Raw genomic sequence first — 25,583 nt, forward strand, 5'->3', positions numbered from 1 at the left:
CCACAAAATCTGAGATTTCGGGAACAGATTGAGCAAAAAGGAGAGAAAATGGGCCGATTCTTCCGCTAAGCTGTCGTCAGTTCTGGCGAAAAATGCAGCCACTCTGACAATTCAGGAATACGCTAACGATGGAACACCGCTTCACCTCTCTGCCCCCCGATCCCTTTATGTGCAGCAGCGACGAAAAGCAGAGCCGCAGCCCGCTGGCGCTCTACTCCGAGTATCAGCGTATGGATATCGAACTGCGCCCGCCGCACGCCATGCCCACCAGCCACTGGCACGGCCAGGTGGAGGTCAACGTGCCGTTCGATGGCGACGTGGAGTATTTGATTAATAACGAAGTGGTGCGCATTGAGAAAGGCTATATCACTCTGTTCTGGGCCTGTACGCCGCATCAGCTGACCCGCCCCGGCGATTGCCAGCAGATGGCGATATTCAACCTGCCGATGCATCTGTTTCTCTCATGGCCGCTGGACCGGGAGCTTATCAACCACGTCACCCATGGGATGGTGATTAAATCCCTCGCCGCGCAGCAGTTGAGCGCCTTCGAAGTACGCCGCTGGCAGCAGGAACTGAGCCACGAGAATGAACAGATACGCCAGTTGGCGATCGATGAAATCGCCCTGATGCTGAAGCGGCTGAGCCTCGCCGGCTGGCAGCCGATTCTGGTCAATAAAACCTCACGCACCCACAAGAACAGCGTCTCGCGCCACGCGCAGTTTTATGTCAGCCAGATGCTGGAGTTTATCGCTGCCCACTACGACCAGGCGCTGACCGTCAATGCCGTTGCCGAGCACGTGAAGCTCAACCCGAACTACGCGATGGGGGTCTTTCAGCGGGTGATGCAGCAGACCATGAAGCAGTACATTACCGCCATGCGTATCAATCATGTGCGGGCGCTGCTGAGCGATACCGACAAGACCATCCTGGATATTGCCCTTACCGCCGGTTTTCGCTCCAGCAGCCGCTTCTACAGCACCTTTACCCGCTACGTGGGCATGCCGCCGCAGCAGTACCGTAAACTCAGCCAGCAGCGGCGTCACGGCCTGGCCTTGCCGGAGGCATAAAAAATGCCGCCGGGGTTTCCCCAGGCGGCATGATTAACAGTGAAAACGGTTAGTCGTTGATACGCGGATGCTGCTGCACCAGACGCGACCGTTTTGCCTGCAGATCGGCGATCTCCTGATCGATATCTTCGATTTTTTGCTCGATGTTATCGTAGTGCTCGCCAAGGATTTCTTTCGCTTCCTGGATATCCGACGCCGCCGGGGTCGCCCCTTTCAGCGGACGGTTAGCCGTCTCTTTCATCGACAGGCCCGTCGCCATACCCACCACCGCGATAACCATCAGGTAGTACGCCGGCATCATCAGGTTTTGGGTGGTCTCCACCAGCCACGCCGCCAGGGTTGGCGTCAGACCGGCAATCAGCACCGAGATGTTAAAGGCGCTGGCCAGGGCGCTGAAGCGGATGTGCGTCGGGAACATCGCCGGCAGCGAGGAGGCCATCACCCCGATAAAGCAGTTCAGCACCACCGCCAGCAGCAGCAGGCCGGCGAAGATCAGGCTAGTCACGTTGCTGTTGATCATAATGAAGGCCGGGATCGACAGGGCAAACAGCGCCACGCTACCAATCAGGATAAACGGGCGACGGCCGAAACGGTCGCTGAGCATACCGATAACCGGCTGTACAAACAGCATCCCGACCATGATAGCGATGATGATCAGCACTCCATGATCTTCCGAGTAGTGCAGGTTATGCGACAGATAGCTCGGCATGTAGGTCAGCAGCATGTAGTAAGTCACGTTGGTGGAAATCACCAGACCGATACAGGTCAGCAGGCTACGCCAGTGCTTGGTGGCAATCTCTTTAAAAGAGACCTTCGGCCCGTCCTGCAGTCCTTCACGGTCGCCCTGCTCCATGGTGTCAACATGCTGCTGGAACGCCGGCGTCTCTTCCAGCGCATGGCGCAGGTAGAGACCAATGATACCTAACGGTAGCGCCAGGAAGAACGGGATACGCCAACCCCAGTCGAGAAAGTTCTGTTCACCCACCACGCTGGAGATGAGAACCACCACGCCGGCCCCCATCACAAACCCGGCGATGGAGCCAAAGTCCAGCCAGCTGCCCATAAAGCCGCGCTTGCGGTCAGGAGAGTATTCCGCGACGAAGATCGACGCCCCGGTATATTCACCGCCAACCGAGAAGCCTTGCGCCATTTTACACAGCAGCAGCAGGATCGGCGCCCAGATACCTATCGTGGCATACGACGGAATAAGGCCGATACAGAAAGTACTTATCGACATGATCACGATAGTTATCGCGAGAATTTTTTGCCGACCATATTTATCGCCCAGCATCCCGAAGAACAGGCCGCCTAACGGACGAATTAAAAATGGTACGGAGAAGGTACCCAGCGCGGCAATCATCTGCACGCTTGGGTTGGCATCGGGGAAGAAGACTTTACCTAAGGCGTAGGCCACAAAGCCGTAGACGCCGAAATCGAACCACTCCATCGCGTTGCCCAGGGAGGCCGCGGTGATCGCCTTTTTCAGTTTACCATCATCGATGATGGTCACATCCTTAAGGGTGATGGGCTTTATTTTTTTCCTTTTAAGCATATTTTTCCTCTGCTACTCCGCCTTGAGTGCACGCCTCTTCGCCGAATGGCAAGGCCATTCGCATCGTGCGTCAGGAGCGGTGAATTGCTGTGCTCCTCATTTCAAGCGTAGCAGGTTTGCCTGCACTGTCTGCTGACAGAATGTACAACCGAACCTGTTGACGCCTGCTCTGGCTACTGGTGAATAAATGGAGCGGCTCATCGTGATGCTTGATGAAATTGACCTGCTCCCCTTTTTTACCCTAACAGTGTTTATATCTGCGATCAACTTCACAGAAATTTACCGCCTCATTACAGAGTGTCGGAAAATAAATAAGTTCATTTCCTGCCGATCGCGCGGAAATTATTTCGTCGATTTTGCTCCACTTCGGGCGGTTAATTTCAGCGTTTATTCACTTCTTTCCGGAATAACACCACGGCTATTTTTTAGCAAAAAAACACCCGACAAAAGTGGGTGATTGCGCTATAATCATACCCACTTTCGGCTCTCAGCCGCTGTTTAAAGGACCAACATCCTGTTTTTCGACGACATCATGAGGAGCGTCATGCAACTGCCACACTGCCCAAAATGCGATTCGACTTACACTTATGAAGATAGCGGCATGTACATCTGCCCGGAATGTGCCCATGAGTGGAACCCTGCCGAGGCGACGGAAGAGAGCGACATTCTGATCGTTAAAGATGCCAATGGCAATTTACTGGCCGATGGCGACAGCGTTACCGTCGTGAAAGATCTGAAGGTTAAAGGCAGCTCTTCGATGCTGAAAATCGGCACCAAAGTGAAAAATATCCGTCTGGTCGAAGGCGATCACAATATTGACTGCAAAATTGACGGTTTTGGTCCGATGAAGCTCAAATCGGAATTTGTGAAAAAGAACTGATTTAATTTCGGGTAGGCGGCGCGATTATTTTTTCACATAACCGTCGCCGCTCCCGATATCCTGGTGGCCGTTTGTCCCCCGGCGCATCCTGTTATTTCCCTCGCCGGCAACCGCTATTTACGCTGTCGCCTGCCGTCATATTTCAGCGCCCCTTTTCGCCCTGCCGTCTGGCTCAATCGCCTGCCGGGCGACTACGCTTTACGGGTTACGGTCACTGAGGTATTCACCATGTCCTTAAGTCCCTACCTTGCCTTTGCGGGCAACTGCGCCGAGGCGATCGCCTTCTACCAGCAGACGCTGGGCGCAGAGCTGATGTTTAAAATGACCTTTGGCGAAATGCCGCCCCCGGCGCAGGAAGCGTCAGACGGCTGCCCGTCTGGCCAGAAGATGGAGGATGATGCTATCGCCCACGCCAGCCTGCGCATCAATAATGGCGAGCTGATGCTGAGCGACAGCGCCTTCGGGCCCGATGTGCATTACGCCGGCTTCACCCTCGTCCTCGATCCCAGCGATGTCGCTGAAGGCCAGCGCTGGTTCGACGCGCTGGCTGTCGGCGGGCGCATTGAGATGGCCTGGCAGGAAACCTTCTGGGCCCACGGCTTCGGCAAAGTCGTCGACCGCTTTGGCGTCCCCTGGATGATCAACGTGGTCAAACAAGGCTGACGCCCCCAGGGCGGCCCGGCCGCCCTGTCATCCGCCTGGCATCAACTCTTCATCCTTTAGTCATCGTCACTTAACCGAAATGCAACATAAACCGGTCAGGATCGGCCCACAACGCGAGGAAGCTCCTCGCCTATGCTGTGTGAGGCTTGATGACTATGCACCTGTCCAGACATCCGACCAGTTACCCCACGCGCTATCAGGAAATCGCCGCCCGACTTGAGCAGGAGCTGCGCCATCACTATCGCTGCGGCGACTATCTGCCCGCCGAGCAGCAGCTGGCGACGCGCTTCGACGTTAACCGCCACACCCTGCGCCGGGCTATCGACCAGCTGGTTGAGCGCGGCTGGGTTCAGCGCCGTCAGGGCGTGGGTGTGCTGGTGCTGATGCGCCCCATCGACTACCCGCTTAACGCCCAGGCGCGCTTCAGCCAAAACCTGCTGGAACAAGGCAGCGATCCCACCAGCGAAAAGCTGCTATCGGTGCTGCGCCCCGCCAGCGCCCATGTCGCCGAAGCCTTTGGCATCAATGAGGGCGAGAACGTGATCCACCTGCGTACCCTGCGCCGGGTCAATGGCGTCGCCCTGTGCCTGATCGACCACTACTTCGCCGACCTGCGCTTCTGGCCGGTGCTACAGACCTTCAGCCACGGCTCGCTGCACGATCTGCTACGCGATCGGCTCGACGTCGAACTGACCCGCGTACGCACCAAAATCAGCGCCCGCCGCGCGCAGGCAAAAGAGAGCAAGCTGCTGGAAATCCCCAATATGGCGCCGCTGCTCTGCGTCCGCACGCTCAATAGCCGCGAGGGCGAGTCGCTCACGGCGGAGTACTCCGTCAGCCTGACCCGCGCCGACATGATTGAATTTACCATGGAGCACTGAATGCACTTCGATACCGCCACCCGCCAGCGCTGGATGTCCGTGCTGGCCCACAGTGAACCGCAGGACCTTCTGGCGCGCATGCAGTCCCTGCAGCTGGCGCCGGAATATGAATTGATTCGCACCCCGGAAACCGGGCTGGTACAGCTCCAGGCCCGCATGGGCGGTATCGGCGACCGCTTCTTTGCCGGCGACGCCACCCTTACCCGCGCAGCGGTACGCCTGGCTGACGGTACCCTCGGTTACAGCTGGATCTTAGGCCGCGACCGCCCGCACGCTGAACGCTGCGCGGCGATCGACGCCCTGCTGCAGTCGCCCCGCCATTTTCACACCTTAATGGAAACCCTGATAACCCCGCTGGAAGCGCTACGCAGCGCGCGCATTGAAGCCCGACGCGCCGAAGTCAACGCCAGCCGGGTCGACTTCTTTACCCTGGTTCGCGGAGATAACGCATGACCTTACAACCCGCTTTTACCCTGGCTGTGCAGGATGCCCAACACAGTTTTCGTCGCCTGCTGAAAGCGATGAGCGAGCCGGGGGTGATTGTCTCCCTGCAGCAGCTTCAGCACGGCTGGCAGCCATTGAACGTGGCCTCCACCAGCCTGCTGTTGACCCTTGCCGATCATGAAACACCGGTCTGGCTCGCCAGCGCTCTGCGTAACGATCTGGTGGGACAGAATCTGCGCTTTCATACCGGCGCGCCGCTGGTGGACCAGCCGCAGCAGGCGGTTTTTGCCATCGCCAATGACGGCATCAGCGCCGAGCAGCTCAACGTCCTTTCCGCTGGCACCGTCACCGCGCCGGAAACCGGCGTCACACTGATCGTTCAGCTTGCCAGCCTCAGCGGCGGACGCATGCTGCGCCTGACCGGGGCAGGCATTGCCGAAGAGCGAATGATCGCGCCGCAGCTGCCGGACTGCATCATCGACGAATTAACCGAACGCCCGCATCCGTTCCCGCTGGGCATCGACCTGATCCTCACCTGCGGCGAGCGCCTGCTGGCGATCCCGCGCACCACCCACGTGGAGGTGTGCTAAATGTACGTTGCCGTCAAGGGCGGCGAGAAGGCGATCCGCGCCGCTCACGCCTTACAGGAACAGAAACGACGGGGCGATGGACGGCTTCCCGAACTGAGCGTCGAACAGATAGGCGACCAGCTCAGCCTGGCGGTGGACCGGGTGATGACCGAGGGCGGCATCGCCGACCGCGAACTGGCGGCGCTGGCGCTGAAGCAGGCCAGCGGCGATAACGTCGAAGCAATATTTCTGCTGCGCGCCTACCGCACCACCCTGCCGCGGCTGGCGGTCAGCGAACCGATTAATACCGCGGAGATGCGCCTCGAACGCCGCATCTCCGCAGTGTATAAAGATATCCCCGGCGGCCAGCTGCTGGGCCCCACTTACGACTACACCCACCGCCTGCTCGATTTTACCCTGCTGGCCAACGGCGAAGCGCCGTCTGTGCAGCAAGCCGATGGCGAAGCAGAGCCGACGCCGCACGTCTTTAGCCTGCTCACGCAGCAGGGGCTGGCGAAGACCGAGGAAGATCGCGGCACGCCGCCCGACGATATCACCCGCACCCCGCCGGTCTACCCCTGCTCGCGTTCCTCGCGCCTGCAGCAGCTGATGCGCGGCGATGAAGGCTACCTGCTGGCGCTGGCCTATTCGACCCAGCGCGGCTATGGCCGCAACCATCCGTTTGCCGGCGAGATCCGCAGCGGCTACGTGCAGGTGGAAATCGTCCCGGAAGAGCTGGGCTTTAGCGTCAATATTGGCGAGCTGCTGCTGACCGAGTGCGAGATGGTTAATGGCTTCGTCGCCCCGCAGGAGGAGCCGCCGCACTTCACCCGCGGCTACGGCCTGACCTTCGGCATGAGCGAGCGCAAAGCGATGGCCATGGCGCTGGTCGACCGTGCGCTGCAGGCGCCGGACTATGACGAAGAGATTGCCGGCCCGGCGCAGGATGAAGAGTTTGTGCTGGCTCACGCCGATAACGTCGAAGCGGCCGGCTTCGTCTCGCATCTGAAGCTACCGCACTATGTCGATTTCCAGGCCGAACTGGCGCTGCTGAAACGCCTGCAACGGGAGAACGAACGTGGCTAACCCACTGACTGGCTATAACTTTGCTTACCTCGACGAGCAAACCAAGCGCATGATCCGCCGGGCTATTCTCAAAGCGGTAGCGATTCCCGGCTACCAGGTGCCGTTCGGCGGGCGCGAAATGCCAATGCCCTACGGCTGGGGCACCGGCGGCATCCAGCTGACCGCCAGCGTCATCGGTGAGAATGACGTGCTGAAGGTGATTGACCAGGGCGCGGATGACACCACCAACGCGGTGTCGATTCGTCAGTTCTTTAAGCGCGTCACCGGCGTCGCCACCACCGAGCGTACCGAAGACGCCACCCTGATCCAGACCCGCCACCGGATCCCGGAGACGCCGCTGGTGGAAGATCAGATCCTGATCTACCAGGTGCCGATCCCGGAGCCACTGCGCTTTATCGAGCCGCGTGAAACCGAAACCCGCACCATGCACGCCCTGGAAGAGTACGGCGTCATGCAGGTGAAACTGTATGAAGATATCGCCCGCTTCGGCCATATCGCCACCACCTACGCCTATCCGGTGAAGGTCAATGGCCGCTACGTGATGGACCCTTCGCCGATCCCGAAATTCGATAACCCGAAAATGCACATGATGCCGGCGCTGCAGCTGTTCGGCGCCGGGCGCGAAAAGCGGATCTACGCCGTGCCGCCCTATACCCCGGTGGAGAGTCTCGATTTCGACGACCATCCCTTTACCGTGCAGGAGTGGGATGAGCCCTGCGCCATCTGCGGCTCGCGCCACAGCTACCTCGACGAAGTGGTGCTGGATGACAGCGGCCAGCGGATGTTTGTCTGCTCCGATACCGACTATTGCCGCCAGCAGAGCGAGGGGCAGAAAAAATGAACCAGCCATTACTTGCTGTGAATAACCTGACCCATCTCTACGCCCCGGATAAAGGTTTTCGCGATGTCTCCTTCGAGCTGTGGCCGGGAGAAGTGCTCGGCATCGTCGGCGAGTCCGGCTCCGGTAAAACCACCCTGCTGAAGGCAATCTCCGCCCGCCTGACGCCGCAGCAGGGCGAGGTGCTGTACCAGCAGCGCTCGCTGTACGCCATGAGCGAAGCCGAACGCCGACGCCTGTTGCGCACCGAATGGGGCGTAGTGCATCAGCACCCGATGGACGGTCTGCGTCGCCAGGTCTCCGCCGGGGGCAACATCGGCGAACGGCTAATGGCCACCGGCGCCCGCCACTACGGCAACATTCGCGCCACCGCCGAAAAGTGGCTGCAGGAGGTGGAGATCCCGCCCTCGCGCATCGACGACCTGCCCACCACCTTCTCCGGCGGCATGCAGCAGCGTCTGCAGATCGCCCGCAATCTGGTCACCCAGCCGAAGCTGGTGTTTATGGATGAACCCACCGGCGGGCTGGATGTGTCCGTGCAGGCGCGGCTGCTAGACCTGCTGCGTGGCCTGGCGGTGGAGCTGAATCTGGCGGTGGTGATTGTTACCCACGATCTCGGCGTCGCTCGCCTGCTGGCGAACCGTCTGCTGGTGATGAAGCAGGGCCAGGTGGTGGAGAGTGGCTTAACCGACCGGGTGCTCGACGATCCGCACCATCCTTACACCCAGCTGCTGGTGTCGTCGGTGTTGCAGAATTGATGCTGTTTTGCCGGGTGGCGGCTGCGCCTTACCCGGCCCACAGGTGCGTTATTCGTAGGTCGGGTAAGCGAAGCGCCACCCGGCAACTCAACCCCGTGAGAGCTAACATGATCCGCGTTGAAAACGTCCATAAAACCTTTGTTCTGCACCAGCAGCACGGCGTGCGTCTGCCGGTGCTGGCCGACGCCTCGCTGACCGTTAACGTCGGGGAGTGCGTGGTGCTCCACGGTCACTCCGGCAGCGGCAAATCGACCCTGCTGCGTTCGCTGTACGCCAATTATCTGCCGGACAGCGGCCATATCCATATCCGCCACGGCGACGAATGGGTGGACCTGGTCATCGCCACCCCACGCAAGGTGCTGGAAGTGCGCAAAACCACCATCGGCTGGGTCAGCCAGTTTCTACGGGTGATCCCGCGCATTTCGGCGCTGGAGGTGGTGATGCAGCCGCTGCTCGATCTTGGGACGCCGCGCGAAGCGAGCGCCGCCAAAGCCGCCCAGCTCCTGACCCGCCTCAACGTTCCGGAACGCCTGTGGCACCTTGCGCCGTCCACCTTTTCCGGCGGCGAGCAGCAGCGGGTCAACATCGCCCGCGGTTTTGCGGTCGACTATCCGATCCTGCTCCTTGATGAACCCACCGCCTCACTGGATGGCAAAAACAGTGCTGCCGTGGTCAACCTGATCCACGATGCCAAAGCGCGCGGCGCGGCCATCGTGGGGATTTTCCATGAAGAAGGGGTACGCCGTCAGGTCGCCGACCGACTGCACTCTATGGGAATGACAGCATGATTATCAATAACGTAAAACTGGTTCTCGACGACGAGGTGGTCCACGGTTCGCTGGAAGTCCATGACGGTCGCATCCTCGCCTTCGCCGAAAGCCAGAGCCGGCTGCCGCAGGCGCTGGATGGGGAAGACGGCTGGCTGCTGCCGGGCCTTATCGAGCTGCATACCGATAACCTCGACAAGTTCTTTACCCCGCGGCCGAAGGTAGACTGGCCGGCCCACTCGGCGATGAGCAGCCATGACGCCATGATGGTCGCCAGCGGCATCACCACCGTGCTGGACGCCGTGGCGATTGGCGACGTGCGCGATGGCGGCGATCGTCTTGAGAATCTGGAGAAGATGGTCAATGCCGTGGAGGAGACGCAAAAGCGCGGTCTCAACCGCGCCGAACACCGCCTGCACCTGCGCTGCGAGCTGCCGCATCACACCACGCTGCCGCTGTTTGAAAAGCTGATCGATCGCGAGTCGGTGAGCATGGTCTCTCTGATGGACCACTCGCCGGGCCAGCGTCAGTACGCCGATCGCAGCAAGTACCGCGATTATTATCAGGGCAAATATCATCTGACGCATGACGAAATGGACCGTTTTGAAGCCGAGCAGATGGCTCTGGCCGCCACCTGGTCGCAGCCCAATCGCCAGACCATCGCCGCCATGTGCCGCGCCCGCCGTATCGCCCTCGCCAGCCACGACGACGCCACCGAAGCGCATGTGGCCGAATCCCACCAGCTAGGGAGCGTGATCGCCGAGTTTCCCACCACGCTGGCCGCGGCGCAGGCTTCACGTCAGCACGGGATGCACGTCCTGATGGGGGCGCCGAATATCGTGCGCGGCGGTTCCCACTCCGGCAACGTCGCCGCCCACCAGCTGGCGAGCCACGGTTTGCTGGACATCCTCTCATCTGACTATTACCCCGCCAGCCTGCTGGATGCCGCTTTCCGCATCGCCGACGCCGAGGACAATGCCTTCACCCTGCCACAGGCGATCCGTCTGGTCAGTCAGCATCCGGCGCAGGCGCTGGGCCTTGACGATCGCGGCGTCATCGCCGAGGGGAAACGCGCCGACCTGGTGCTGGCGCACCGTCGCGGCGAACATATCCAGATCGACCATGTCTGGCGCCAGGGAAAGAGGGTCTTTTAATGCCAGGAAAACTGATTTGGCTGGTTGGCCCCTCCGGCTCCGGTAAAGATAGCCTGCTGGCGGCGCTGCGCCAGCGCGAGCACCCGCAGCTGCTGGTGGCCCATCGTTACATAACCCGCCCGTTTAACGCGGGCAGCGAGAATCATATCGCCCTCAGCGAACATGAGTTTTTTACCCGCGCCGAGCAGCATCTTTTTGCTCTCAGCTGGCACGCCAACAATACTTACTATGGCATTGGCGTGGAGATCGACCTCTGGCTGCACGCCGGCTTTGACGTGGTGGCCAACGGCTCCCGCGCCCATCTGGCGCTGGCCCGGGAACGCTACGGCGAGGTGCTGGTGCCGATCTGTCTCGCCGTCTCGCCGCCGGTGCTGCGCCAGCGGCTGGAGCAGCGCGGCCGGGAAAACGCGCTGGAAATCGCCCAGCGTCTGGAACGCGCCGCGCGCTATAAGCCGGACAACTGCCTGACATTGAATAACGACGGCAGTCTCCGACAATCGGTCGATGAATTTTTCCGCCTGCTTCGCAGCCACGCGGCGCGCGAAGCGGATCAACTGGTATAAACAAAAGGTGACACGATGAGCCTGACCCTCCGCTTAACCGGCACCGGCGGCGCTCAGCTGGTGCCGGTCTTCGGCTGCGACTGCGCGGCCTGCCGCCGCGCACGCCGCGAGGAGAGCCACCGACGCCGCCCCTGTAGCGGAGTGGTCACGTTCAACAGCGCCGTGACGCTGCTCGATGCCGGACGACCGGATCTGATGGAGCATCATCCCGCCGGCAGCTTTCAACAGGTGCTGCTGACCCACTACCATCTGGATCATGTGCAGGGGCTGTTTCCGCTGCGCTGGGGAGTCGGCGCGTCGATTCCGGTCTATGGCCCGCCGGATGACGCCGGCTGCGACGATCTGCTCAAACACCCCGGTCTGCTTGACTTTAGCCATACCGTCACGCCGTTTGTGATGTTTAACCTGCAGGGGCTGCGGGTGACGCCCCTACCCCTTAATCACTCGAAGCTGACCTTTGGTTATCTGCTGGAGTCGGCCCACAGCCGGCTGGCCTGGCTCTCGGATACCGCCGGGCTGCCGGACAAGACGCTGAAGTTTTTGCTCAATAACCGCCCGCAGGCGATGATCATCGACTGCAGTCATGAGCCGCGCGCGCAGACCCCGCGTAACCATAACGATCTAAACACCGTCCGCAGCCTTAACCAGGTCATTGGCTGTCCGCGGGTGATCCTCACCCATATCAGCCACCAGTTTGACGTCTGGATGATGGATAACCCGCTGCCGACAGGTTTCGAAGCGGGCTATGACGGGATGGAAATAGCGCTGGATTAAGCGCTGGCCTGCGGGGGGCGATCAGTAGCTATCATCCAGCCGACGCTGGTCGCTTTCTAACTGACGACGATCGCGGTCGAGCTGACGCTGGCGTTCATCCAGCTGGCGGCGGCGCTCGTCCAGCTGGCGTTGCCGCTCGTCATACTGGCGCTGACTGTCACGGCTCTGCTGACGGCTCCCCTGATAGCGCCCGTCATCATACCGGCCATCGTCATCGTATCTGTCGTCGTCATCGGAGCGACTGCTGCCCGGGTTATAGGCGTCGTTAATGGCTTGCTGAATATTGCCGATCGCGTCATCGATAATATCGGCGCGAGCGGCCAGGCTGGTCAGCGACAGAGTGCAAAAGAGCAGTGCGGTTGCGTAACGTTTCATCGGGGCCAATCTCATCAGAGTCCTGCCGCTACCTTAATCAAGCGTACACCCCCCGAGTAGCGGAGGAATCTCAAATCCTCGCGTACGCCGCGCTCAGCGCCTGCGCCAGCTGGGCGCGGGTAAACGGCTTACGCAGCCACTCAACCTCCGGCAGGGCCGGGTTCTGCGCTGGACGCAAATCCTGGCCGCTGATCAGCAGCACCGGCAGCGCCGGAAAGCGGCGTCGGGCGGTATGGATCACATCGGCGCCGCTCAGGGCGCCGGGCAGCATCAGATCGCTAATCAGCAGGGCAATATCCGGCGAGGCCTCCAGCAGCTGCAGCGCCTCTTCACCGCTGGCGGTTTCCAGCGTCAGCCAGCCCAGCTGATGCAGCTGTTCACATAGCGTCTGGCGGACATCCTCTTCATCTTCCAGCACCAGCGCCAGCCGCTCGCCCGCCGGGGACGGCTCGTCCACCGCTGGCGCCACCTCCTTCTCAACCTCGGTCAACGCTCGCGGCAGCTGCAGCCGCACCGTCGTCCCCTGCCCCGGCGCGCTCTCCAGCGCCACCCGGCCGCCAGACTGGCGCACAAAGCCATACACCATCGACAGCCCCAGGCCGCTGCCGCTGCCGGTGGCTTTGGTGGTGAAGAAAGGTTCAAACACCCGGGCTTTCACCGCCTGCGACATCCCGCTGCCATGATCGATCACCTCCAGGGCCACCATATCCTGCCGCTGGCCGCTGCTGCGGGTGACCCGCTGATTCCAGGTGCGTATTTTGATGACCCCGTCGCGCCCCGCCATGGCGTCGCGGGCGTTCATCACCAGATTGATCAGGGCGTTTTCCAGCTGGCCAACGTCTATCCATGCCGGCCACGCCGGCGACTGCGCCTCAATCTCCAGGCTTAAGGTCGCCGGCAGGGAGTGACGCATCAGCTCGCTGAGGTTCTCCAGTAGCGGCGCCATCGCCACCGCCTGGGGATGCAGCGCCTGCTTGCGCGAAAAGGCCAGCAGCCGCTGGGTCAGAAGCGCCCCACGCTCCGCCGCCTTCAGCGCCCTGGAGAGGCGCGGCGCATCGCGCGCATCCGGCTCCACCAGCTCAAGGCTGCCGATAATCACCGCCAGCAGGTTGTTAAAGTCATGCGCCAGACCTCCGGTCAGCTGGCCGACGGCCTTCATCTTCTGACTATGCAGCAGCGCCTCCTCCAGCTCCTGGCGCTTAATCCGATCGATCTCCATCTGGTTGGTCTTCTCTTTCAGCAGCCGGGTGGTGTGCTCCAGCGACGCCATATTGCGGGCGAAAACGTTAAAGGCCCGCGCCAGCTCCCCCAGCTCGTCGCGCCGCTGCAGGGCCGGCACCGAGACGTTCGGCTCTCCCTGAGCCAGCCGCGACATCGCCCGCGAGATGGCGGTCAGGTTCGAGCCGAGATTACGGTAGATGTACCACCCGGCGCAGCCGGTGATCGCCAGCGCCAGCAGCGCGGAAAGCAGAATAAACATACTGATGGAGCGCAGCTCCCGATGGCTCTGCGCCGCCCGCTGCTCTGAGGCTTCCGCCACCCGGGTCACGTACTGATTGATATCTTCGTTAAGCAACGCGACCAGCGCTTTGATGTGATACATGTACCAGCTGATCGTCAGGTCGCTCTCCTCCAGCTGGGCCGACAGCGGGGCCAGCGTCGCCAGTTCGCGGGTCACATCAGGGAGGACAAACGCCAGCGCGGGATCGGCGCTGCGTGTCGGCAGGGCGCCGCGCAGCTGGTCGAGTAGCAGGACGATCGACCGCGGCGTGACGGTATGGATCGCAGCCACGATCAGCCGGTCCATCTCGGCCAGCCGGCGCGGATCGATCGCCTTATCCCCGCCGCGATCGTTAAGATCGGCGAGATGGCGCAGGTTACTCTGATTCTGGTAAAGCGAACTCAGCAGCGCATTGCGCTGCAGATGGCGGCGCTGGCCGCGCTCCAGCATCTCCGCCACGCTCTGCTGCAGCGCGTTGCTGCGGCGAATAATATTGGCCACCCGCGCCTGCTCCTGCTGCGCCAGCGGGGCCGCCGCCAGCTGGGCCAGCGAGTGCTTCAGCGCCTGCTGCGTCGCCAGCAGCCGTTCCGCTTCGCTTTTGTACTCCAGCGCCCCCACCACCTGCGACAGGCGCACCGCCGCCGTGGCGACATTCGCCGTGTCCCGCGCCAGATCCATACTGCCGCGCATGTCGTTGAGAGTCTGGCGCTGCACCTGCTCCTGCAGCTGGCTGGCGTGGTGAAAGCCGAACACCGCCACGCCGCTGACCAACAGGGTGACCACGCCCATCAGCAGATTAAAGGAGAGCAGGCGGCCACGGGCGCTGGTGAAAAACGGGTGTCGGCGAGCGGTCATAACAACTCCGGTGAAGGATCGGTCGGCAGATAAGCGTGACGGTGCAGAAAATGACGCCGCGTAACTGTGATCGCGGTTAACTATTTATCACTATGACAAATATGAATGGATTCTGACATTCTGCATTTATTTTCCGGTGGTGGACTGCAGCTATTGTTCTTACAGACAGGAGCGCCGCGATGACCGCCATGCCGGTACTGGAAATGCGCCATATCGCCAAAGTTTTTGGCAAATTCTACGCGCTGAAGGGCGTCGACCTGACGGTCTGGCCCGGCGAGATCCATGCCCTGATGGGGGAGAACGGCGCCGGAAAAAGCACGCTGATGAAGATCCTCGCCGGCGCCTATACCGCCACCAGCGGCGAGATCCTGATCGACGGAAAACCGCAAACGATCCGCGGCCCCAAGGACGCGCTGGCCGCCGGGATCACATTGATCTACCAGGAGATGCAGCTGGCGCCGAACCTGACCGTCGCGGAAAACATTTTCCTCGGCAGCGAGCTGGCGCGCGGTGGTCTGGTGCAGCGCAAAGCCATGCTCAGCCAGGCGCAGGCGGTGATCGACCGTCTCGGCGCCCAGTTCAAAGCCAGCGACCGGGTGATGACCCTAACCATCGCCGAACAACAGCAGGTGGAGATCGCCCGCGCCCTGCACCGTCAAAGCCGCATTCTGGTGATGGATGAACCCACCGCCGCCCTCTCCTCGCGGGAAACCCAGCGCCTGTTCGAGCTCATCCTGCGCCTGCGCGATGAGGGGATGGCGATCATCTATATCAGCCACCGCATGGCGGAAGTGTATGAGCTCTCCGACCGGGTCAGCGTCCTGCGCGATGGGCAGTATGTCGGCAGCCTGGTGCGCGACAAGCTCAACGCGCCGGAGCTGGTGCGCATGATGGTCGGTCGGCCGCTCAGCGATCTCTTCAATAAAGAACGGGACATTCCCCGCGGCCAGCCGCGCCTGCGGGTCGAGGATCTGACCGATGGCGGCAAGATTAAGCCCAGCAGCCTGGTGGTGCATGCCGGCGAAATCGTCGGCCTCGCCGGGCTGGTCGGCGCCGGGCGTTCCGAACTGGCGCAGCTGATCTTCGGGGTGCGCAAAGCCACCGCCGGGGTGATTGAGATCGACGGCGAGCCGGTGGTGATCCACTCGCCGCGGGAAGCCATCGACCTCGGGATCGGCTTTCTGACCGAAAACCGCAAAGAACAGGGGTTGTTTCTCGAACTGGCAGCCCAGGAAAACATCACCATGGCGACGCTGGAGCGCGACGCGACCTGGGGGATGCTCAACCGCCGGAAGGCGCAAACCATCTCCGATGACGCCATCCAGTTGCTTAACATCCGCGTGCCGCACGCCCAGGTGCGCGCCGGCGGACTGTCCGGCGGCAACCAGCAGAAGCTGTTAATTTCGCGCTGGGTGGCGATTGGCCCGCGCATTCTAATCCTCGATGAACCCACCCGCGGCGTCGACGTCGGCGCGAAAAGCGAAATTTACCGCATCATGAACGACATGGCGCGCCAGGGCGTCGCCATTCTGATGATCTCCAGCGAGCTGCCCGAAGTGGTGGGCATGAGCGACCGGGTCTATGTGATGCGCGAGGGCGTTATCGCCGGCGAGCTACAGGCCGGTGATATTAGCCAGGAAAGTATCATGACGCTGGCCACCGGCGTGACCGATTCTCACCTTAAGGCAGGGCAACTATGAGCATACCGAAAGAGACCTCCGCGCCGGTCGCGAAATCCGCTTCGGCGAAAAAAATGTTGATGGGCGACCTGATGCAGACCGTCGGCATTCTGCCGATACTCATCCTGATCGTCGCCGTTTTCGGCTTTATCGCCCCCAACTTTTTCACGGAAAGCAATCTGCTGAATATCACCCGCCAGGCCTCGATCAACATTGTGCTGGCGGCGGGAATGACCTTCATCATCCTCACCGGCGGCATTGACCTTTCCGTCGGCTCCATCCTTGGCACCACCGCAGTGGCCGCGATGGTGGTGTCGCTGATCCCGGCGTTTGCGTTGCTGTCGATTCCGGCGGCGCTGATGCTCGGCCTGCTGCTCGGCCTGTTCAACGGCGCGCTGGTCGCCTTCGCCGGGCTGCCGCCGTTTATCGTCACCCTCGGCACCTACACGGCGCTGCGCGGCGCCGCCTATCTGCTGGCCGACGGCACCACGGTGATCAACTCCGATATCAGCTTCGAGTGGATCGGCAATGACTACCTCGGCCCGGTGCCGTGGCTGGTAGTCATCGCCCTGGCGGTGATCGCGGTGTGCTGGTTTATCCTGCGCCGCACCACCCTTGGGGTGCATATCTACGCGGTGGGCGGCAACATGCAGGCGGCGCGGCTGACCGGCATCAAAGTCTGGCTGGTGCTGCTGTTTGTCTATGGCATGAGCGGCCTGCTCTCCGGCCTTGGCGGGGTGATGAGCGCTTCGCGGCTGTACAGCGCCAACGGCAACCTCGGCGTCGGCTACGAGCTGGACGCCATCGCCGCGGTCATTCTCGGCGGCACCAGCTTCGTCGGCGGTATCGGCACCATCACCGGTACACTGGTGGGGGCGCTAATTATCGCCACCCTCAATAACGGCATGACCCTGATGGGGGTCTCCTACTTCTGGCAACTGGTGATCAAAGGGGCGGTGATCATCATTGCGGTGCTGATCGACAAATACCGTACCCGACATCATCAAAGTGCATAACAACAACATCTTACCTGCGAGGAAAAGCGAATGCGTTTAAAACCGATAGTCACCGCGCTGTGTGCTGGCGCGCTGCTGGCCGCCTCCCCTTTTGCGTCGGCCAAAGAGCTGAAAGCGATTGGCGTGACGGTGGGCGACCTTGCCAACCCGTTCTTTGTACAGATCACCAAAGGGGCGGAGCTGGAGGCCCGCAAACTGGCGGGGGATAACGTCAAAGTGACGCTGGTCTCCAGCGGCTACGATCTGGGCCAGCAGGTGGCGCAGATCGATAACTTTATCGCCGCCAAAGTCGATATGATCATCCTCAACGCCGCCGATTCGAAAGGCATTGGCCCGGCGGTGAAGCGGGCCAAAGAGGCCGGGATCGTGGTGGTGGCGGTTGACGTCGCCGCCGAAGGGGCCGACGCCACCATCACCTCCGATAACACCCAGGCGGGCGAGCTGGCCTGTAAATACATTAGCGACCGCCTGAACAACAAAGGCAACGTGGTGATCATCAACGGGCCGCCGGTCTCCGCCGTACAAAACCGCGTCGAAGGCTGCGAAACGGAGTTCAAAAAACACCCGGACATTAAAATCCTCTCCGCCAACCAGAACGCCAAAGGCAGCCGGGAAGGCGGCCTGGAGGTGATGACCTCCCTGCTGGCGGCCAATCCGAAGATTGACGGCGTGTTCGCGATCAACGATCCGACGGCGATTGGTGCCGATCTGGCAGCGAAACAGGCGCAGCGCAGCGAGTTCTTCATCGTCGGCGTCGACGGCAGCCCGGACGGCGAAGAGGCGCTGAAGCGTAAGAACTCGCTGTTCGTCGCCACCCCAGCGCAGGACCCACAGGTGATGGCAGCGAAGGCGGTGGAGATTGGCTACGACATCCTGCAGGGCAAACCTGCGCCGACCGCGCCGGTACTGATCCCGGTGACGATGATCGACAAAAATAACGTCAGCTCTTACAAAGGCTGGACCGTGAAATAAGCGCAACCAGGCGCACAATCGTTCCGCCGATTGTGCGCTACGCTTAACGAATATGACGGCGCGGAGTAGCAATCATGGAACGGAAAGGCATTATTGCCGCAGGCAACATGCTGGTCGATCATGTCCACCAGATCGGGCAGTGGCCGGAGCGCGGCTGGCTGGTGGAAATTGTCCATAGCGAACGCGCCACCGGCGGCGCGCCGCTGAATGTCCTGCTGACCCTGGCCAAAATGCACGCCGGGCTGCCGCTGCAGGCGGTCGGCCTGATTGGCGAGGATAACGATGGCGACTACATCACCGCCATGCTCGATCAGTACCATATCAATCGCCAGCTCGTACAGCGCACCAGCTCCGCCCCCACCTCGATGACCCAGGTGATGACCGACGCCGAAGGCCAGCGCACTTTCTTTCACTCTCCCGGCGCCAACCACCTGCTTGATCTCCCGGCTTTTGAGCCGCTGGATGCGCCGCTGAAAATTTTCCATCTCGGCTATCTGCTGCTGCTCGAAAGCCTCGATCGCCCCGATGAAGTGTACGGCACCCGCAGCGCGCGACTGCTGGCGCAGATGCGCGAGCGAGGCTATGAGGTGTCCCTCGATCTGGTGTCGCGCAAGGGCGACCCGCGCTACCGGCCGCTGGTCCTGCCGGCGCTGAAGCATCTTGACTACCTGACCATCAATGAACTGGAAGCCAGCGAGTTTAGCGGGCTGGAGATTCGTCTACCCAACGGCGAGCCGCACGTCGCCAATATCGCCCGCGCCGCCAGCGCATTGCTTGACGCCGGCGTACGCCAGCGGGTAGTGATCCATTGTCCGGAGGGGGCATGGGGCGTTTCCCGTACCGAAGCCGGGCGCTGGGTACCGTCATGGCGGCTGCCGCCGGAGGAGATTATCGGCAGCGTCGGCGCGGGGGACGCCTTCTGCGCCGGCCTGCTGTACGGCAGCCACGAACGCTGGCCGTTAACCGCCAGTCTGCAGCTGGCTCACGCTTGCGCCCGCGCCAGCCTGCAGGCCGCCAATGCGATCGACGGCGCCAAAACGCTCCCTGAGCTGCAGGCGTTTATTCAGTTGCAGAATGTTTAGATCGAGTAGATCCCGCTATCAGGGCGATGCCACAGGAGAACGGCGTTTCATGGCGAGAAAAGGGATACGGTTTATTCAAATCACGCCTGTTTTACGCTGAGTTCAACAAGGGCGGGCCAGGTAACTAACTGCGCCACTCGGCCAGCACCTTTTCCAGTTTATCTAATGACTCAGCGCGTTTTATCGCTGGCATCTGATGAATATTGCGCAATTTCCACTGCACGGCAGGCAAATCCTGAATACGCATTTCCGGCGCTAAACGCCAGTCTGGTTCGCCTCGTTTAAATGACAGTAAAAAATCGACATCCTGTTGTGTGAAACAGGATTTTAACGCAGCAATCATCCTGTTGGGGACTGCTGTCAGTTCCTCCAGGGCTATCGTCTCAAATGTCATCCCGCTGAATTCACGGTAAAAAGGTTCAGCAATATCTTTCCAGCGAGGATTCAGCACTTCAGCCAGAGGCCGATTATGGCTCAGTAAATACGCGATAAACCCATTGAAAATGGGACGGTCAAGCTCCTGCGCATCAAGAAGTAATTTCACGTCATAAAAATCTCTGGGATGCTGGCGATCCAGCGCCGCGCATAATTTTCCACCGTAGAGGTCAGGCAACGAAACCACTGGAAGGCTGGCATAGCCAAAAACGTCCTCTACCGCCCCCACCACTTCTCGCTCCTGTGGTGGATATAATGTTCCCCGGGCGACCGGTGAAACCTCTATCTTTATTTGCGCGCTATCGGTAGTAACAATGACACGCATCTCATCTGAACGATTAGCTTGTAATACAGCGCTCATACCTGCCTGTTGTTGCAGATTGGCGGCAATACGTGCAAGCGCATCCCGTATATGAGGTAAAGCGATGGCTCTGCTTTCCAGGGGCACCCAGGCGAGGTCGATATCCACCGATAATCGAGGGAAATCGCGGATAAAGAGATTGATGGCAGTGCCACCTTTCAGCGCAAATTCCCGTTCGACAGCAACATAGGGTAAAACCTGCATTAGCAGAGCAACCTGCCGATAATAAGGCGCCTGTATATCCATATTTTTTATTCCTTTTGAAAGCGTTCAGGCACTGTGATTTGGTATTGAGCATTGAACTTTCCATTTTCCACGATTTGCCGCTTGCCCGCTCCCAGATCGATTTTTTGGCTATCGATTCGTTTGAGCCAGCCATGCTCGTAAAAACTGGCGAAGAAGAGATACAAACGCTTGGCCTGCACGGACTGGCTGACGGAAAGAAGATACTCTACTTTACGAGGATTAAGATTAACCAGCCCCTGGAAAAGCTCTGCAGCGTGGTTAAATGAGAGGGTCTCCGGCACCGCGCTCAGCAACTCGTAAGCAGCCAGTTCTGGCGCACTGCCGATGAGTTTTTTCCCTTTTATATCAAGCGTTACACGGTATCTATCATCCAGCACCGGCAGTTTTTTCCCCGATATGACTATCCACTCCACACCCGGGAATTCCCTGAACCATTTCGGCAGCAGCGCTTTATTTTCCACACTAAGCCAGCACTGGTTTTGTTTTAGCTGTAGATAGTGTGAACGGCCCTGCCAGACTAAGCTACTGAGCCCCGCAACATACACCGGAGCGGCAAGCTGATTTTGCAAACATGCTAATGCATCGTTCCACTCCGGCTCACGTCCCGCACGCGCATATACGCCGTTGCCTCTTTTTTTTAACCAGCCACTTTGCGCGTATTTAAAGGCCAGAGAGGGAGAGATGGCATGCTGGCTTAACCAGGACTGAAGGATCACATCTCCGGGAGCGCTGTTTTGCAGCAGCCAGTTTAATTTTGTTGCCATAGATTAACCCAGAGTGTCACTTTAATAAAAAAAGTAAACTCCCTGCACCAAATAAAGTCAACAGCGGGTTGGCAGCAAACCCGCCCTACGCCGCCTTCTCGCTGTGGGTCACGTCGGCGGAAAAGACATAGCCCAGACCGCGCAGGGTTTTAATCAACGTCGGCTGATGCGGGTTGAGCTCAATTTTGCGCCGCAGGCGCATGATCAGCACATCGATGGTCCGGTCGAATACCTCGGTGCTTTCATTATGAGTCAGCGCCAGCAGCTGTTCGCGATTCAATACCCGGCGCGCGTTCTGCGCCAGCGCCAGCAGCAGGCCATATTCTCCCTGGGTCAGCGGGATCGCCTGCTGCTGCGGGTTATACAGTTCACAGCGCGTGGTATCCAGCCGCCAGCCGTTAAACGTCAGGCCAGCACCGGCGCCCGACGCCTCGCCGGCCAGCGCCCCGCTGCGTCGCAGTACCGCTTTCACCCGGGCGACCACCACCCGCGAGCTGAACGGTTTGGCGATGTAATCATCGGCGCCCATCTCCAGACCCACCACCACATCAGACTCACTGCCCAGACCGGAGAGCATCACCACCGGCAGCTCAGGCCGCGTGCGCTGCAGCTGCTGGAGCACCTGCAGGCCATGGGTATCCGGCAGGATCATATCCAGTAAGACCAGCGCGATATCCGCCCGCTGCGCCACCGTCGTCAGCGCGTCGTTGCCGGTCTGGCTGACAAGCACTTCAAACGCGTGCACGCCGAGCACATCGCTGAGCAGCTCGCCCATTGCCCTGTCATCATCCACCACTAAAATGACTGGTTTCATTTTTGCCTCTGCCCGCCGGGAATTAGTGTCAGTCTGATCGATTCTGCAAGCCTGCGCCGACAAATTCCTCTCCCGGTGACATTTTTTCAAGCGCCGTCACATCTCCAGGGTATCGACATGTCAAATCTGTCGACAGGCTGTTTTTCGTCAGCATTCCGCCCAAAAAACCCGCGTATCATCAAGGAATACCCACAATGAAAATATGGCATAGAAGATGCATAGTGACGGCGCGATAGCGCAAACGCGCCCATTGAATAACTGGAGCAAGACCGATGAAAAAAGTCGTCACGGTTTGCCCGTATTGCGCATCAGGTTGCAAAATCAACCTGGTGGTCGATAACGGCAAAATCGTTCGGGCTGAAGCGGCGCAGGGGAAAACCAACCAGGGAACCCTGTGCCTGAAGGGCTATTATGGCTGGGACTTCATTAACGATACCCAGATCCTAACGCCGCGCCTGAAAACCCCCATGATCCGCCGTCAACGCGGCGGCAAGCTGGAATCCGTCTCCTGGGACGAGGCGCTGGATTACGTCGCCACCCGCCTCAGCGCCATTAAAGCCAAATATGGCCCGGATGCGATCCAAACCACCGGCTCCTCCCGCGGCACCGGTAATGAAACCAACTATGTGATGCAAAAATTCGCGCGCGCCGTTATTGGTACCAATAACGTCGACTGCTGCGCTCGCGTCTGACACGGCCCTTCGGTTGCAGGTCTGCACCAGTCGGTCGGTAACGGCGCCATGAGTAATGCCATCACGGAGATTGATAACACCGATCTGGTGTTTATCTTCGGTTACAACCCGGCGGATTCCCACCCTATCGTGGCGAATCACGTCATTAACGCTAAACGCAACGGGGCGAAAATTATCGTCTGCGACCCGCGCAAAATTGAAACCGCGCGCATCGCCGATATGCACATTGCGCTGAAGAACGGCTCGAACATCGCGCTGCTCAACGCCATTGGCCACGTGATTATTGAAGAGGATCTGTACGATAAATCCTTCGTCGCCAGCCGTTCCGAAGGCTTCGAGGAGTATCGCAAAATCGTTGAAGGCTATACGCCGGAGTCGGTGGAGGAGATCACCGGGGTCAGCGCCCAGGAGATCCGCGCCTGCGCCCGGATGTATGCCAGCGCCAAATCCGCCGCCATCCTGTGGGGCATGGGCGTCACCCAGTTCTACCAGGGCGTGGAGACGGTGCGGTCGCTGACCAGCCTCGCGATCCTCACCGGCAACCTCGGCAAGCCGAGCGTCGGCGTCAACCCGGTACGCGGCCAGAACAACGTTCAGGGCGCCTGCGATATGGGTGCGCTACCAGATACCTATCCGGGCTATCAGTACGTCAAGTTCCCGGAGAACCGCGAGAAATTCGCCAAAGCCTGGGGCGTGGAAAGCCTGCCTGCGCATACCGGCTATCGCATCAGCGAATTGCCGCACCGCGCGGCGCACGGTGAAGTGCGGGCGGCGTACATTATGGGTGAGGATCCGCTGCAGACCGACGCCGAACTCTCGGCGGTCCGCAAAGCGTTCGACGATCTGGAACTGGTTATCGTCCAGGACATATTCATGACCAAAACCGCCTCCGCGGCTGACGTCATCCTGCCGTCCACCTCGTGGGGCGAGCACGAAGGCGTGTATACCGCAGCGGACCGCGGCTTCCAGCGCTTCTTTAAAGCGGTGGAGCCGAAGTGGGATCTGAAAACCGACTGGCAGATCATCAGCGAAATCGCCACCCGGATGGGCTATCCGATGCACTACAACAACACCCAGGAGATCTGGGACGAGTTGCGGCATCTGTGCCCGGACTTCTACGGCGCCACCTACGAGAAAATGGGTGAGCTCGGCTATGTCATGTGGCCGTGCCGCGATGAGTCCGACGCCGATCAGGGAACGTCGTATCTGTTTAAAGAGAAGTTCGATACCCCGAACGGACTGGCGCAGTTCTTCACCTGCGACTGGGTCGCGCCGATCGATAAGCTTACCGATGAGTACCCGATGGTATTGTCGACGGTGCGCGAGGTCGGCCATTACTCGTGCCGTTCAATGACCGGTAACTGCGCGGCGCTGGCGGCGCTGGCGGATGAACCAGGCTATGCGCAAATCAACACCGCCGATGCCGAACGGCTAGGCATCGAAGATGAAGCGCTGGTATGGGTCAATTCGCGTAAGGGGCGCATCATCACCCGCGCGCAGGTCAGCGATCGGCCGAATAAAGGCGCGGTGTACATGACCTACCAGTGGTGGATCGGCGCCTGTAACGAACTGGTCTCAGAGAACCTGAGTCCGATAACCAAAACGCCGGAGTACAAGTACTGCGCGGTCAACGTTGAGCGGATTGCCGATCAGCGCGCCGCGGAACAGTACGTGATCGACGAGTACAACAAGCTGAAATCCCGCCTGCGCGAAAGCGCGATGGGTTAAGGTTCGGCGGTCTGACCCGGCTCGCGCGATGCGTAGGCCGGGTCAGGCGCAGCCGCCACCCGGCACATAAACGGCTCCGTGTCCACAGTCTGTCGCCCGGCGGCGCTGCGCTTGCGCGGGCCTACGGTTGGCAGGAGCATCTCCATCCGTAGGCCGGGTCAGGCGCAGCCGCCACCCGGCACACAAGCGGCTCCGTGTCCACAGTCTGTCGCCCGGCGGCGCTGCGCTTGCGCGGGCCTACGGTCAGGTAGCGCAAATCGGCCCTACCTACCGATACCCGCCATTTTCTTCTTTTTCGCCTCCCTTTATACTGCGCGCTATGTTCCTTACTGATAATAAATACAAATGAAATACCTCTTTTTATTTCTACTGGTTTTCACCAGCGGCGCAGCGGTGGCCACCGAACCTGGCAGTCAGTATCAACAGCAGGCCGAAGCCGGCGATCGACGCGCGCAATATTACCTTGCCGATACCTGGGTCAGCTCCGGCGATTATCAAAAAGCCGAATACTGGGCGCAGAAGGCGGCCGCCCAGGGCGATGGCGATGCGCTGGCGCTGCTGGCGCAGCTCAAAATCCGTAACCCCCAACAGGCGGACTATCCGCAGGCCCGCCAGCTGGCGGAAAAAGCCGTCGAGGCCGGCAGTAAATCCGGAGAGATCGTCCTCGCGCGGGTGCTGGTCAACCGTCAGGCTGGCGCCACCGACGTAGCACACGCCATCACGCTGCTGCAGGATGCTGCCCGGGATAGCGAAAGCGATGCGGCGGTAGATGCCCAGATGCTGCTGGGGCTGATCTACGCCAGCGGCGTACACGGCCCGGAGGATGATGTGAAAGCAAGTGAATACTTTAAAGGCAGTTCATCACTTTCCCGCACCGGCTATGCCGAATACTGGGCCGGGATGATGTTCCAGCAGGGAGAGAAAGGCTTTATCGAACCGAATAAGCAGAAGGCGCTGCACTGGCTCAACGTCAGTTGCCTGGAGGGGTTTGATACCGGCTGCGAAGAGTTTGACCGGATTAGTAAAGGATAAGAAAAAGCCCGGCGCTATCGCGCCGGGCTTTGTGT

Annotated in this window: 27 protein-coding genes; 20 read left to right on the top strand and 7 right to left on the bottom strand. The window is 60.2% G+C overall.

The window, feature by feature from the left end; all coding sequences use genetic code 11:
* Positions 1–128 precede the first annotated feature (128 nt).
* Positions 129–1,067, top strand: a complete 939-nt coding sequence (melR, locus tag KHQ28_RS10270; protein ID WP_002885229.1) for a transcriptional regulator MelR — start codon at positions 129–131, stop codon at positions 1,065–1,067.
* 49 nt (positions 1,068–1,116) lie between these two features.
* Here melR and proP read toward each other — a convergent pair whose 3' ends face one another.
* The gene (gene proP, locus KHQ28_RS10275; RefSeq protein ID WP_002885227.1) at positions 1,117–2,619 is read right to left on the bottom strand and encodes a glycine betaine/L-proline transporter ProP; all 1,503 of its coding nucleotides are present in this window, start codon (positions 2,617–2,619) and stop codon (positions 1,117–1,119) included.
* 187 nt (positions 2,620–2,806) lie between these two features.
* On the opposite strand from proP, the gene KHQ28_RS29590 reads away from it, so the two are divergent.
* The 13 genes from KHQ28_RS29590 (at position 2,807) to phnP (ending at position 11,996) form a co-directional block, all read left to right on the top strand.
* The gene (locus tag KHQ28_RS29590; RefSeq protein ID WP_016831374.1) at positions 2,807–3,076 is read left to right on the top strand and encodes a hypothetical protein; all 270 of its coding nucleotides are present in this window, start codon (positions 2,807–2,809) and stop codon (positions 3,074–3,076) included.
* Positions 3,077–3,163: 87 nt separating this feature from the next.
* Positions 3,164–3,499, top strand: coding sequence for a zinc ribbon domain-containing protein YjdM (locus KHQ28_RS10280; protein WP_004177783.1), 336 nt, complete (start codon positions 3,164–3,166; stop codon positions 3,497–3,499).
* 228 nt (positions 3,500–3,727) lie between these two features.
* Positions 3,728–4,162, top strand: a complete 435-nt coding sequence (yjdN, locus tag KHQ28_RS10285; protein WP_012737181.1) for a VOC family metalloprotein YjdN — start codon at positions 3,728–3,730, stop codon at positions 4,160–4,162.
* A gap of 155 nt (positions 4,163–4,317) precedes the next feature.
* Complete coding sequence (gene phnF / locus KHQ28_RS10290; protein ID WP_004177785.1) at positions 4,318–5,043, top strand: phosphonate metabolism transcriptional regulator PhnF; 726 nt, start codon at positions 4,318–4,320, stop codon at positions 5,041–5,043.
* Positions 5,044–5,496: a phosphonate C-P lyase system protein PhnG gene (gene phnG / locus KHQ28_RS10295; RefSeq protein ID WP_004210036.1), complete on the top strand. Its 453-nt coding sequence runs from the start codon at positions 5,044–5,046 to the stop codon at positions 5,494–5,496.
* The gene (gene phnH, locus KHQ28_RS10300; RefSeq protein ID WP_004221970.1) at positions 5,493–6,077 is read left to right on the top strand and encodes a phosphonate C-P lyase system protein PhnH; all 585 of its coding nucleotides are present in this window, start codon (positions 5,493–5,495) and stop codon (positions 6,075–6,077) included. The genes phnG and phnH overlap by 4 nt, the downstream gene beginning before the upstream one ends.
* Positions 6,078–7,142 (top strand): carbon-phosphorus lyase complex subunit PhnI, encoded by a 1,065-nt coding sequence (locus KHQ28_RS10305; RefSeq protein ID WP_004177786.1) that lies wholly within the window; start codon positions 6,078–6,080, stop codon positions 7,140–7,142.
* Positions 7,135–7,983, top strand: coding sequence for an alpha-D-ribose 1-methylphosphonate 5-phosphate C-P-lyase PhnJ (locus KHQ28_RS10310; protein ID WP_002885202.1), 849 nt, complete (start codon positions 7,135–7,137; stop codon positions 7,981–7,983). The genes KHQ28_RS10305 and KHQ28_RS10310 overlap by 8 nt, the downstream gene beginning before the upstream one ends.
* Complete coding sequence (phnK, locus tag KHQ28_RS10315) at positions 7,980–8,738, top strand: phosphonate C-P lyase system protein PhnK (RefSeq protein WP_004178305.1); 759 nt, start codon at positions 7,980–7,982, stop codon at positions 8,736–8,738. The genes KHQ28_RS10310 and phnK overlap by 4 nt, the downstream gene beginning before the upstream one ends.
* A 107-nt stretch (positions 8,739–8,845) precedes the next feature.
* Positions 8,846–9,526 carry a phosphonate C-P lyase system protein PhnL gene (gene phnL / locus KHQ28_RS10320; RefSeq protein ID WP_032418184.1) on the top strand — a complete coding sequence of 227 codons (681 nt, stop codon included), beginning with the start codon at positions 8,846–8,848 and terminating at the stop codon, positions 9,524–9,526.
* On the top strand, positions 9,523–10,659 hold the full coding sequence (gene phnM, locus KHQ28_RS10325) for an alpha-D-ribose 1-methylphosphonate 5-triphosphate diphosphatase (RefSeq protein ID WP_004177788.1): 1,137 nt from the start codon (positions 9,523–9,525) through the stop codon (positions 10,657–10,659). The genes phnL and phnM overlap by 4 nt, the downstream gene beginning before the upstream one ends.
* Complete coding sequence (gene phnN, locus KHQ28_RS10330; protein WP_004151727.1) at positions 10,659–11,222, top strand: ribose 1,5-bisphosphokinase; 564 nt, start codon at positions 10,659–10,661, stop codon at positions 11,220–11,222. Before phnM ends, phnN begins: the two co-directional genes overlap by 1 nt.
* Positions 11,223–11,237: 15 nt before the next feature.
* Positions 11,238–11,996 carry a phosphonate metabolism protein PhnP gene (phnP, locus tag KHQ28_RS10335; protein WP_004151728.1) on the top strand — a complete coding sequence of 253 codons (759 nt, stop codon included), beginning with the start codon at positions 11,238–11,240 and terminating at the stop codon, positions 11,994–11,996.
* Between the two features lie 21 nt (positions 11,997–12,017).
* Here phnP and yjdP read toward each other — a convergent pair whose 3' ends face one another.
* On the bottom strand, positions 12,018–12,371 hold the full coding sequence (gene yjdP / locus KHQ28_RS10340) for a DDRRRQL repeat protein YjdP (protein ID WP_004151729.1): 354 nt from the start codon (positions 12,369–12,371) through the stop codon (positions 12,018–12,020).
* A gap of 70 nt (positions 12,372–12,441) precedes the next feature.
* Positions 12,442–14,727, bottom strand: a complete 2,286-nt coding sequence (locus KHQ28_RS10345) for an ATP-binding protein (RefSeq protein WP_032418185.1) — start codon at positions 14,725–14,727, stop codon at positions 12,442–12,444.
* A 179-nt stretch (positions 14,728–14,906) separates the two neighbouring features.
* Between KHQ28_RS10345 and KHQ28_RS10350 the strand changes: the two genes are divergently transcribed.
* The 4 genes from KHQ28_RS10350 (at position 14,907) to KHQ28_RS10365 (ending at position 19,476) form a co-directional block, all read left to right on the top strand.
* A complete protein-coding gene (locus KHQ28_RS10350) occupies positions 14,907–16,427 on the top strand; it encodes a sugar ABC transporter ATP-binding protein (protein ID WP_032418186.1) in 1,521 nt (506 codons plus the stop codon).
* Positions 16,424–17,422, top strand: a complete 999-nt coding sequence (locus tag KHQ28_RS10355; protein ID WP_002885172.1) for a ribose ABC transporter permease — start codon at positions 16,424–16,426, stop codon at positions 17,420–17,422. The genes KHQ28_RS10350 and KHQ28_RS10355 overlap by 4 nt, the downstream gene beginning before the upstream one ends.
* Positions 17,423–17,452: 30 nt before the next feature.
* A complete protein-coding gene (locus tag KHQ28_RS10360; protein WP_002885156.1) occupies positions 17,453–18,394 on the top strand; it encodes an ABC transporter substrate-binding protein in 942 nt (313 codons plus the stop codon).
* A gap of 74 nt (positions 18,395–18,468) precedes the next feature.
* Positions 18,469–19,476, top strand: a complete 1,008-nt coding sequence (locus KHQ28_RS10365) for a carbohydrate kinase family protein (protein ID WP_032418187.1) — start codon at positions 18,469–18,471, stop codon at positions 19,474–19,476.
* A gap of 124 nt (positions 19,477–19,600) precedes the next feature.
* Here KHQ28_RS10365 and KHQ28_RS10370 read toward each other — a convergent pair whose 3' ends face one another.
* The 3 genes from KHQ28_RS10370 to KHQ28_RS10380 all read right to left on the bottom strand — a co-directional run bounded on the left by KHQ28_RS10370 (position 19,601) and on the right by KHQ28_RS10380 (position 22,096).
* Positions 19,601–20,518: a nucleotidyl transferase AbiEii/AbiGii toxin family protein gene (locus KHQ28_RS10370; protein WP_004146663.1), complete on the bottom strand. Its 918-nt coding sequence runs from the start codon at positions 20,516–20,518 to the stop codon at positions 19,601–19,603.
* 5 nt (positions 20,519–20,523) lie between these two features.
* On the bottom strand, positions 20,524–21,282 hold the full coding sequence (locus tag KHQ28_RS10375; RefSeq protein WP_032418188.1) for a type IV toxin-antitoxin system AbiEi family antitoxin: 759 nt from the start codon (positions 21,280–21,282) through the stop codon (positions 20,524–20,526).
* An 85-nt stretch (positions 21,283–21,367) separates the two neighbouring features.
* A complete protein-coding gene (locus tag KHQ28_RS10380) occupies positions 21,368–22,096 on the bottom strand; it encodes a response regulator transcription factor (protein WP_004210017.1) in 729 nt (242 codons plus the stop codon).
* 272 nt (positions 22,097–22,368) lie between these two features.
* Here KHQ28_RS10380 and fdhF point away from each other — a divergent pair, with 272 nt between their 5' ends.
* Entirely contained in the window at positions 22,369–24,516 is a 2,148-nt protein-coding gene (gene fdhF, locus KHQ28_RS10385) for a formate dehydrogenase subunit alpha (RefSeq protein WP_077598926.1), read from the top strand.
* Here fdhF and KHQ28_RS10390 read toward each other — a convergent pair.
* A complete protein-coding gene (locus KHQ28_RS10390; protein ID WP_022631365.1) occupies positions 24,513–24,656 on the bottom strand; it encodes a hypothetical protein in 144 nt (47 codons plus the stop codon). The genes fdhF and KHQ28_RS10390 overlap by 4 nt on opposite strands.
* A 205-nt stretch (positions 24,657–24,861) precedes the next feature.
* Between KHQ28_RS10390 and KHQ28_RS10395 the strand changes: the two genes are divergently transcribed.
* Positions 24,862–25,548 carry a tetratricopeptide repeat protein gene (locus KHQ28_RS10395; protein WP_004151733.1) on the top strand — a complete coding sequence of 229 codons (687 nt, stop codon included), beginning with the start codon at positions 24,862–24,864 and terminating at the stop codon, positions 25,546–25,548.
* Positions 25,549–25,583: the final 35 nt, after the last annotated feature.

The sequence above is a fragment of the Klebsiella sp. 28 genome (assembly GCF_018223905.1).
GTDB lineage: Bacteria > Pseudomonadota > Gammaproteobacteria > Enterobacterales > Enterobacteriaceae > Klebsiella > Klebsiella pneumoniae.

Excerpts from the sequence above, each read along its gene's own strand:
- yjdN (WP_012737181.1), top strand. The coding sequence starts at position 3,728 with ATGTCCTTAAGTCCCTACCTTGCCTTTGCGGGCAACTGCGCCGAGGCG.
- KHQ28_RS10370 (WP_004146663.1), bottom strand. The coding sequence starts at position 20,518 with ATGGATATACAGGCGCCTTATTATCGGCAGGTTGCTCTGCTAATGCAG.
- phnH (WP_004221970.1), top strand. The coding sequence starts at position 5,493 with ATGACCTTACAACCCGCTTTTACCCTGGCTGTGCAGGATGCCCAACAC.
- phnK (WP_004178305.1), top strand. The coding sequence starts at position 7,980 with ATGAACCAGCCATTACTTGCTGTGAATAACCTGACCCATCTCTACGCC.
- KHQ28_RS10355 (WP_002885172.1), top strand. The coding sequence starts at position 16,424 with ATGAGCATACCGAAAGAGACCTCCGCGCCGGTCGCGAAATCCGCTTCG.
- KHQ28_RS10350 (WP_032418186.1), top strand. The coding sequence starts at position 14,907 with ATGACCGCCATGCCGGTACTGGAAATGCGCCATATCGCCAAAGTTTTT.
- KHQ28_RS10395 (WP_004151733.1), top strand. The coding sequence starts at position 24,862 with ATGAAATACCTCTTTTTATTTCTACTGGTTTTCACCAGCGGCGCAGCG.
- phnF (WP_004177785.1), top strand. The coding sequence starts at position 4,318 with ATGCACCTGTCCAGACATCCGACCAGTTACCCCACGCGCTATCAGGAA.
- KHQ28_RS10345 (WP_032418185.1), bottom strand. The coding sequence starts at position 14,727 with ATGACCGCTCGCCGACACCCGTTTTTCACCAGCGCCCGTGGCCGCCTG.
- KHQ28_RS29590 (WP_016831374.1), top strand. The coding sequence starts at position 2,807 with ATGGAGCGGCTCATCGTGATGCTTGATGAAATTGACCTGCTCCCCTTT.
- KHQ28_RS10390 (WP_022631365.1), bottom strand. The coding sequence starts at position 24,656 with ATGCTCCTGCCAACCGTAGGCCCGCGCAAGCGCAGCGCCGCCGGGCGA.
- KHQ28_RS10365 (WP_032418187.1), top strand. The coding sequence starts at position 18,469 with ATGGAACGGAAAGGCATTATTGCCGCAGGCAACATGCTGGTCGATCAT.
- phnP (WP_004151728.1), top strand. The coding sequence starts at position 11,238 with ATGAGCCTGACCCTCCGCTTAACCGGCACCGGCGGCGCTCAGCTGGTG.
- KHQ28_RS10360 (WP_002885156.1), top strand. The coding sequence starts at position 17,453 with ATGCGTTTAAAACCGATAGTCACCGCGCTGTGTGCTGGCGCGCTGCTG.
- KHQ28_RS10380 (WP_004210017.1), bottom strand. The coding sequence starts at position 22,096 with ATGAAACCAGTCATTTTAGTGGTGGATGATGACAGGGCAATGGGCGAG.
- KHQ28_RS10375 (WP_032418188.1), bottom strand. The coding sequence starts at position 21,282 with ATGGCAACAAAATTAAACTGGCTGCTGCAAAACAGCGCTCCCGGAGAT.
- KHQ28_RS10305 (WP_004177786.1), top strand. The coding sequence starts at position 6,078 with ATGTACGTTGCCGTCAAGGGCGGCGAGAAGGCGATCCGCGCCGCTCAC.
- phnL (WP_032418184.1), top strand. The coding sequence starts at position 8,846 with ATGATCCGCGTTGAAAACGTCCATAAAACCTTTGTTCTGCACCAGCAG.
- KHQ28_RS10280 (WP_004177783.1), top strand. The coding sequence starts at position 3,164 with ATGCAACTGCCACACTGCCCAAAATGCGATTCGACTTACACTTATGAA.
- melR (WP_002885229.1), top strand. The coding sequence starts at position 129 with ATGGAACACCGCTTCACCTCTCTGCCCCCCGATCCCTTTATGTGCAGC.
- yjdP (WP_004151729.1), bottom strand. The coding sequence starts at position 12,371 with ATGAAACGTTACGCAACCGCACTGCTCTTTTGCACTCTGTCGCTGACC.
- phnG (WP_004210036.1), top strand. The coding sequence starts at position 5,044 with ATGCACTTCGATACCGCCACCCGCCAGCGCTGGATGTCCGTGCTGGCC.
- proP (WP_002885227.1), bottom strand. The coding sequence starts at position 2,619 with ATGCTTAAAAGGAAAAAAATAAAGCCCATCACCCTTAAGGATGTGACC.
- phnN (WP_004151727.1), top strand. The coding sequence starts at position 10,659 with ATGCCAGGAAAACTGATTTGGCTGGTTGGCCCCTCCGGCTCCGGTAAA.
- phnM (WP_004177788.1), top strand. The coding sequence starts at position 9,523 with ATGATTATCAATAACGTAAAACTGGTTCTCGACGACGAGGTGGTCCAC.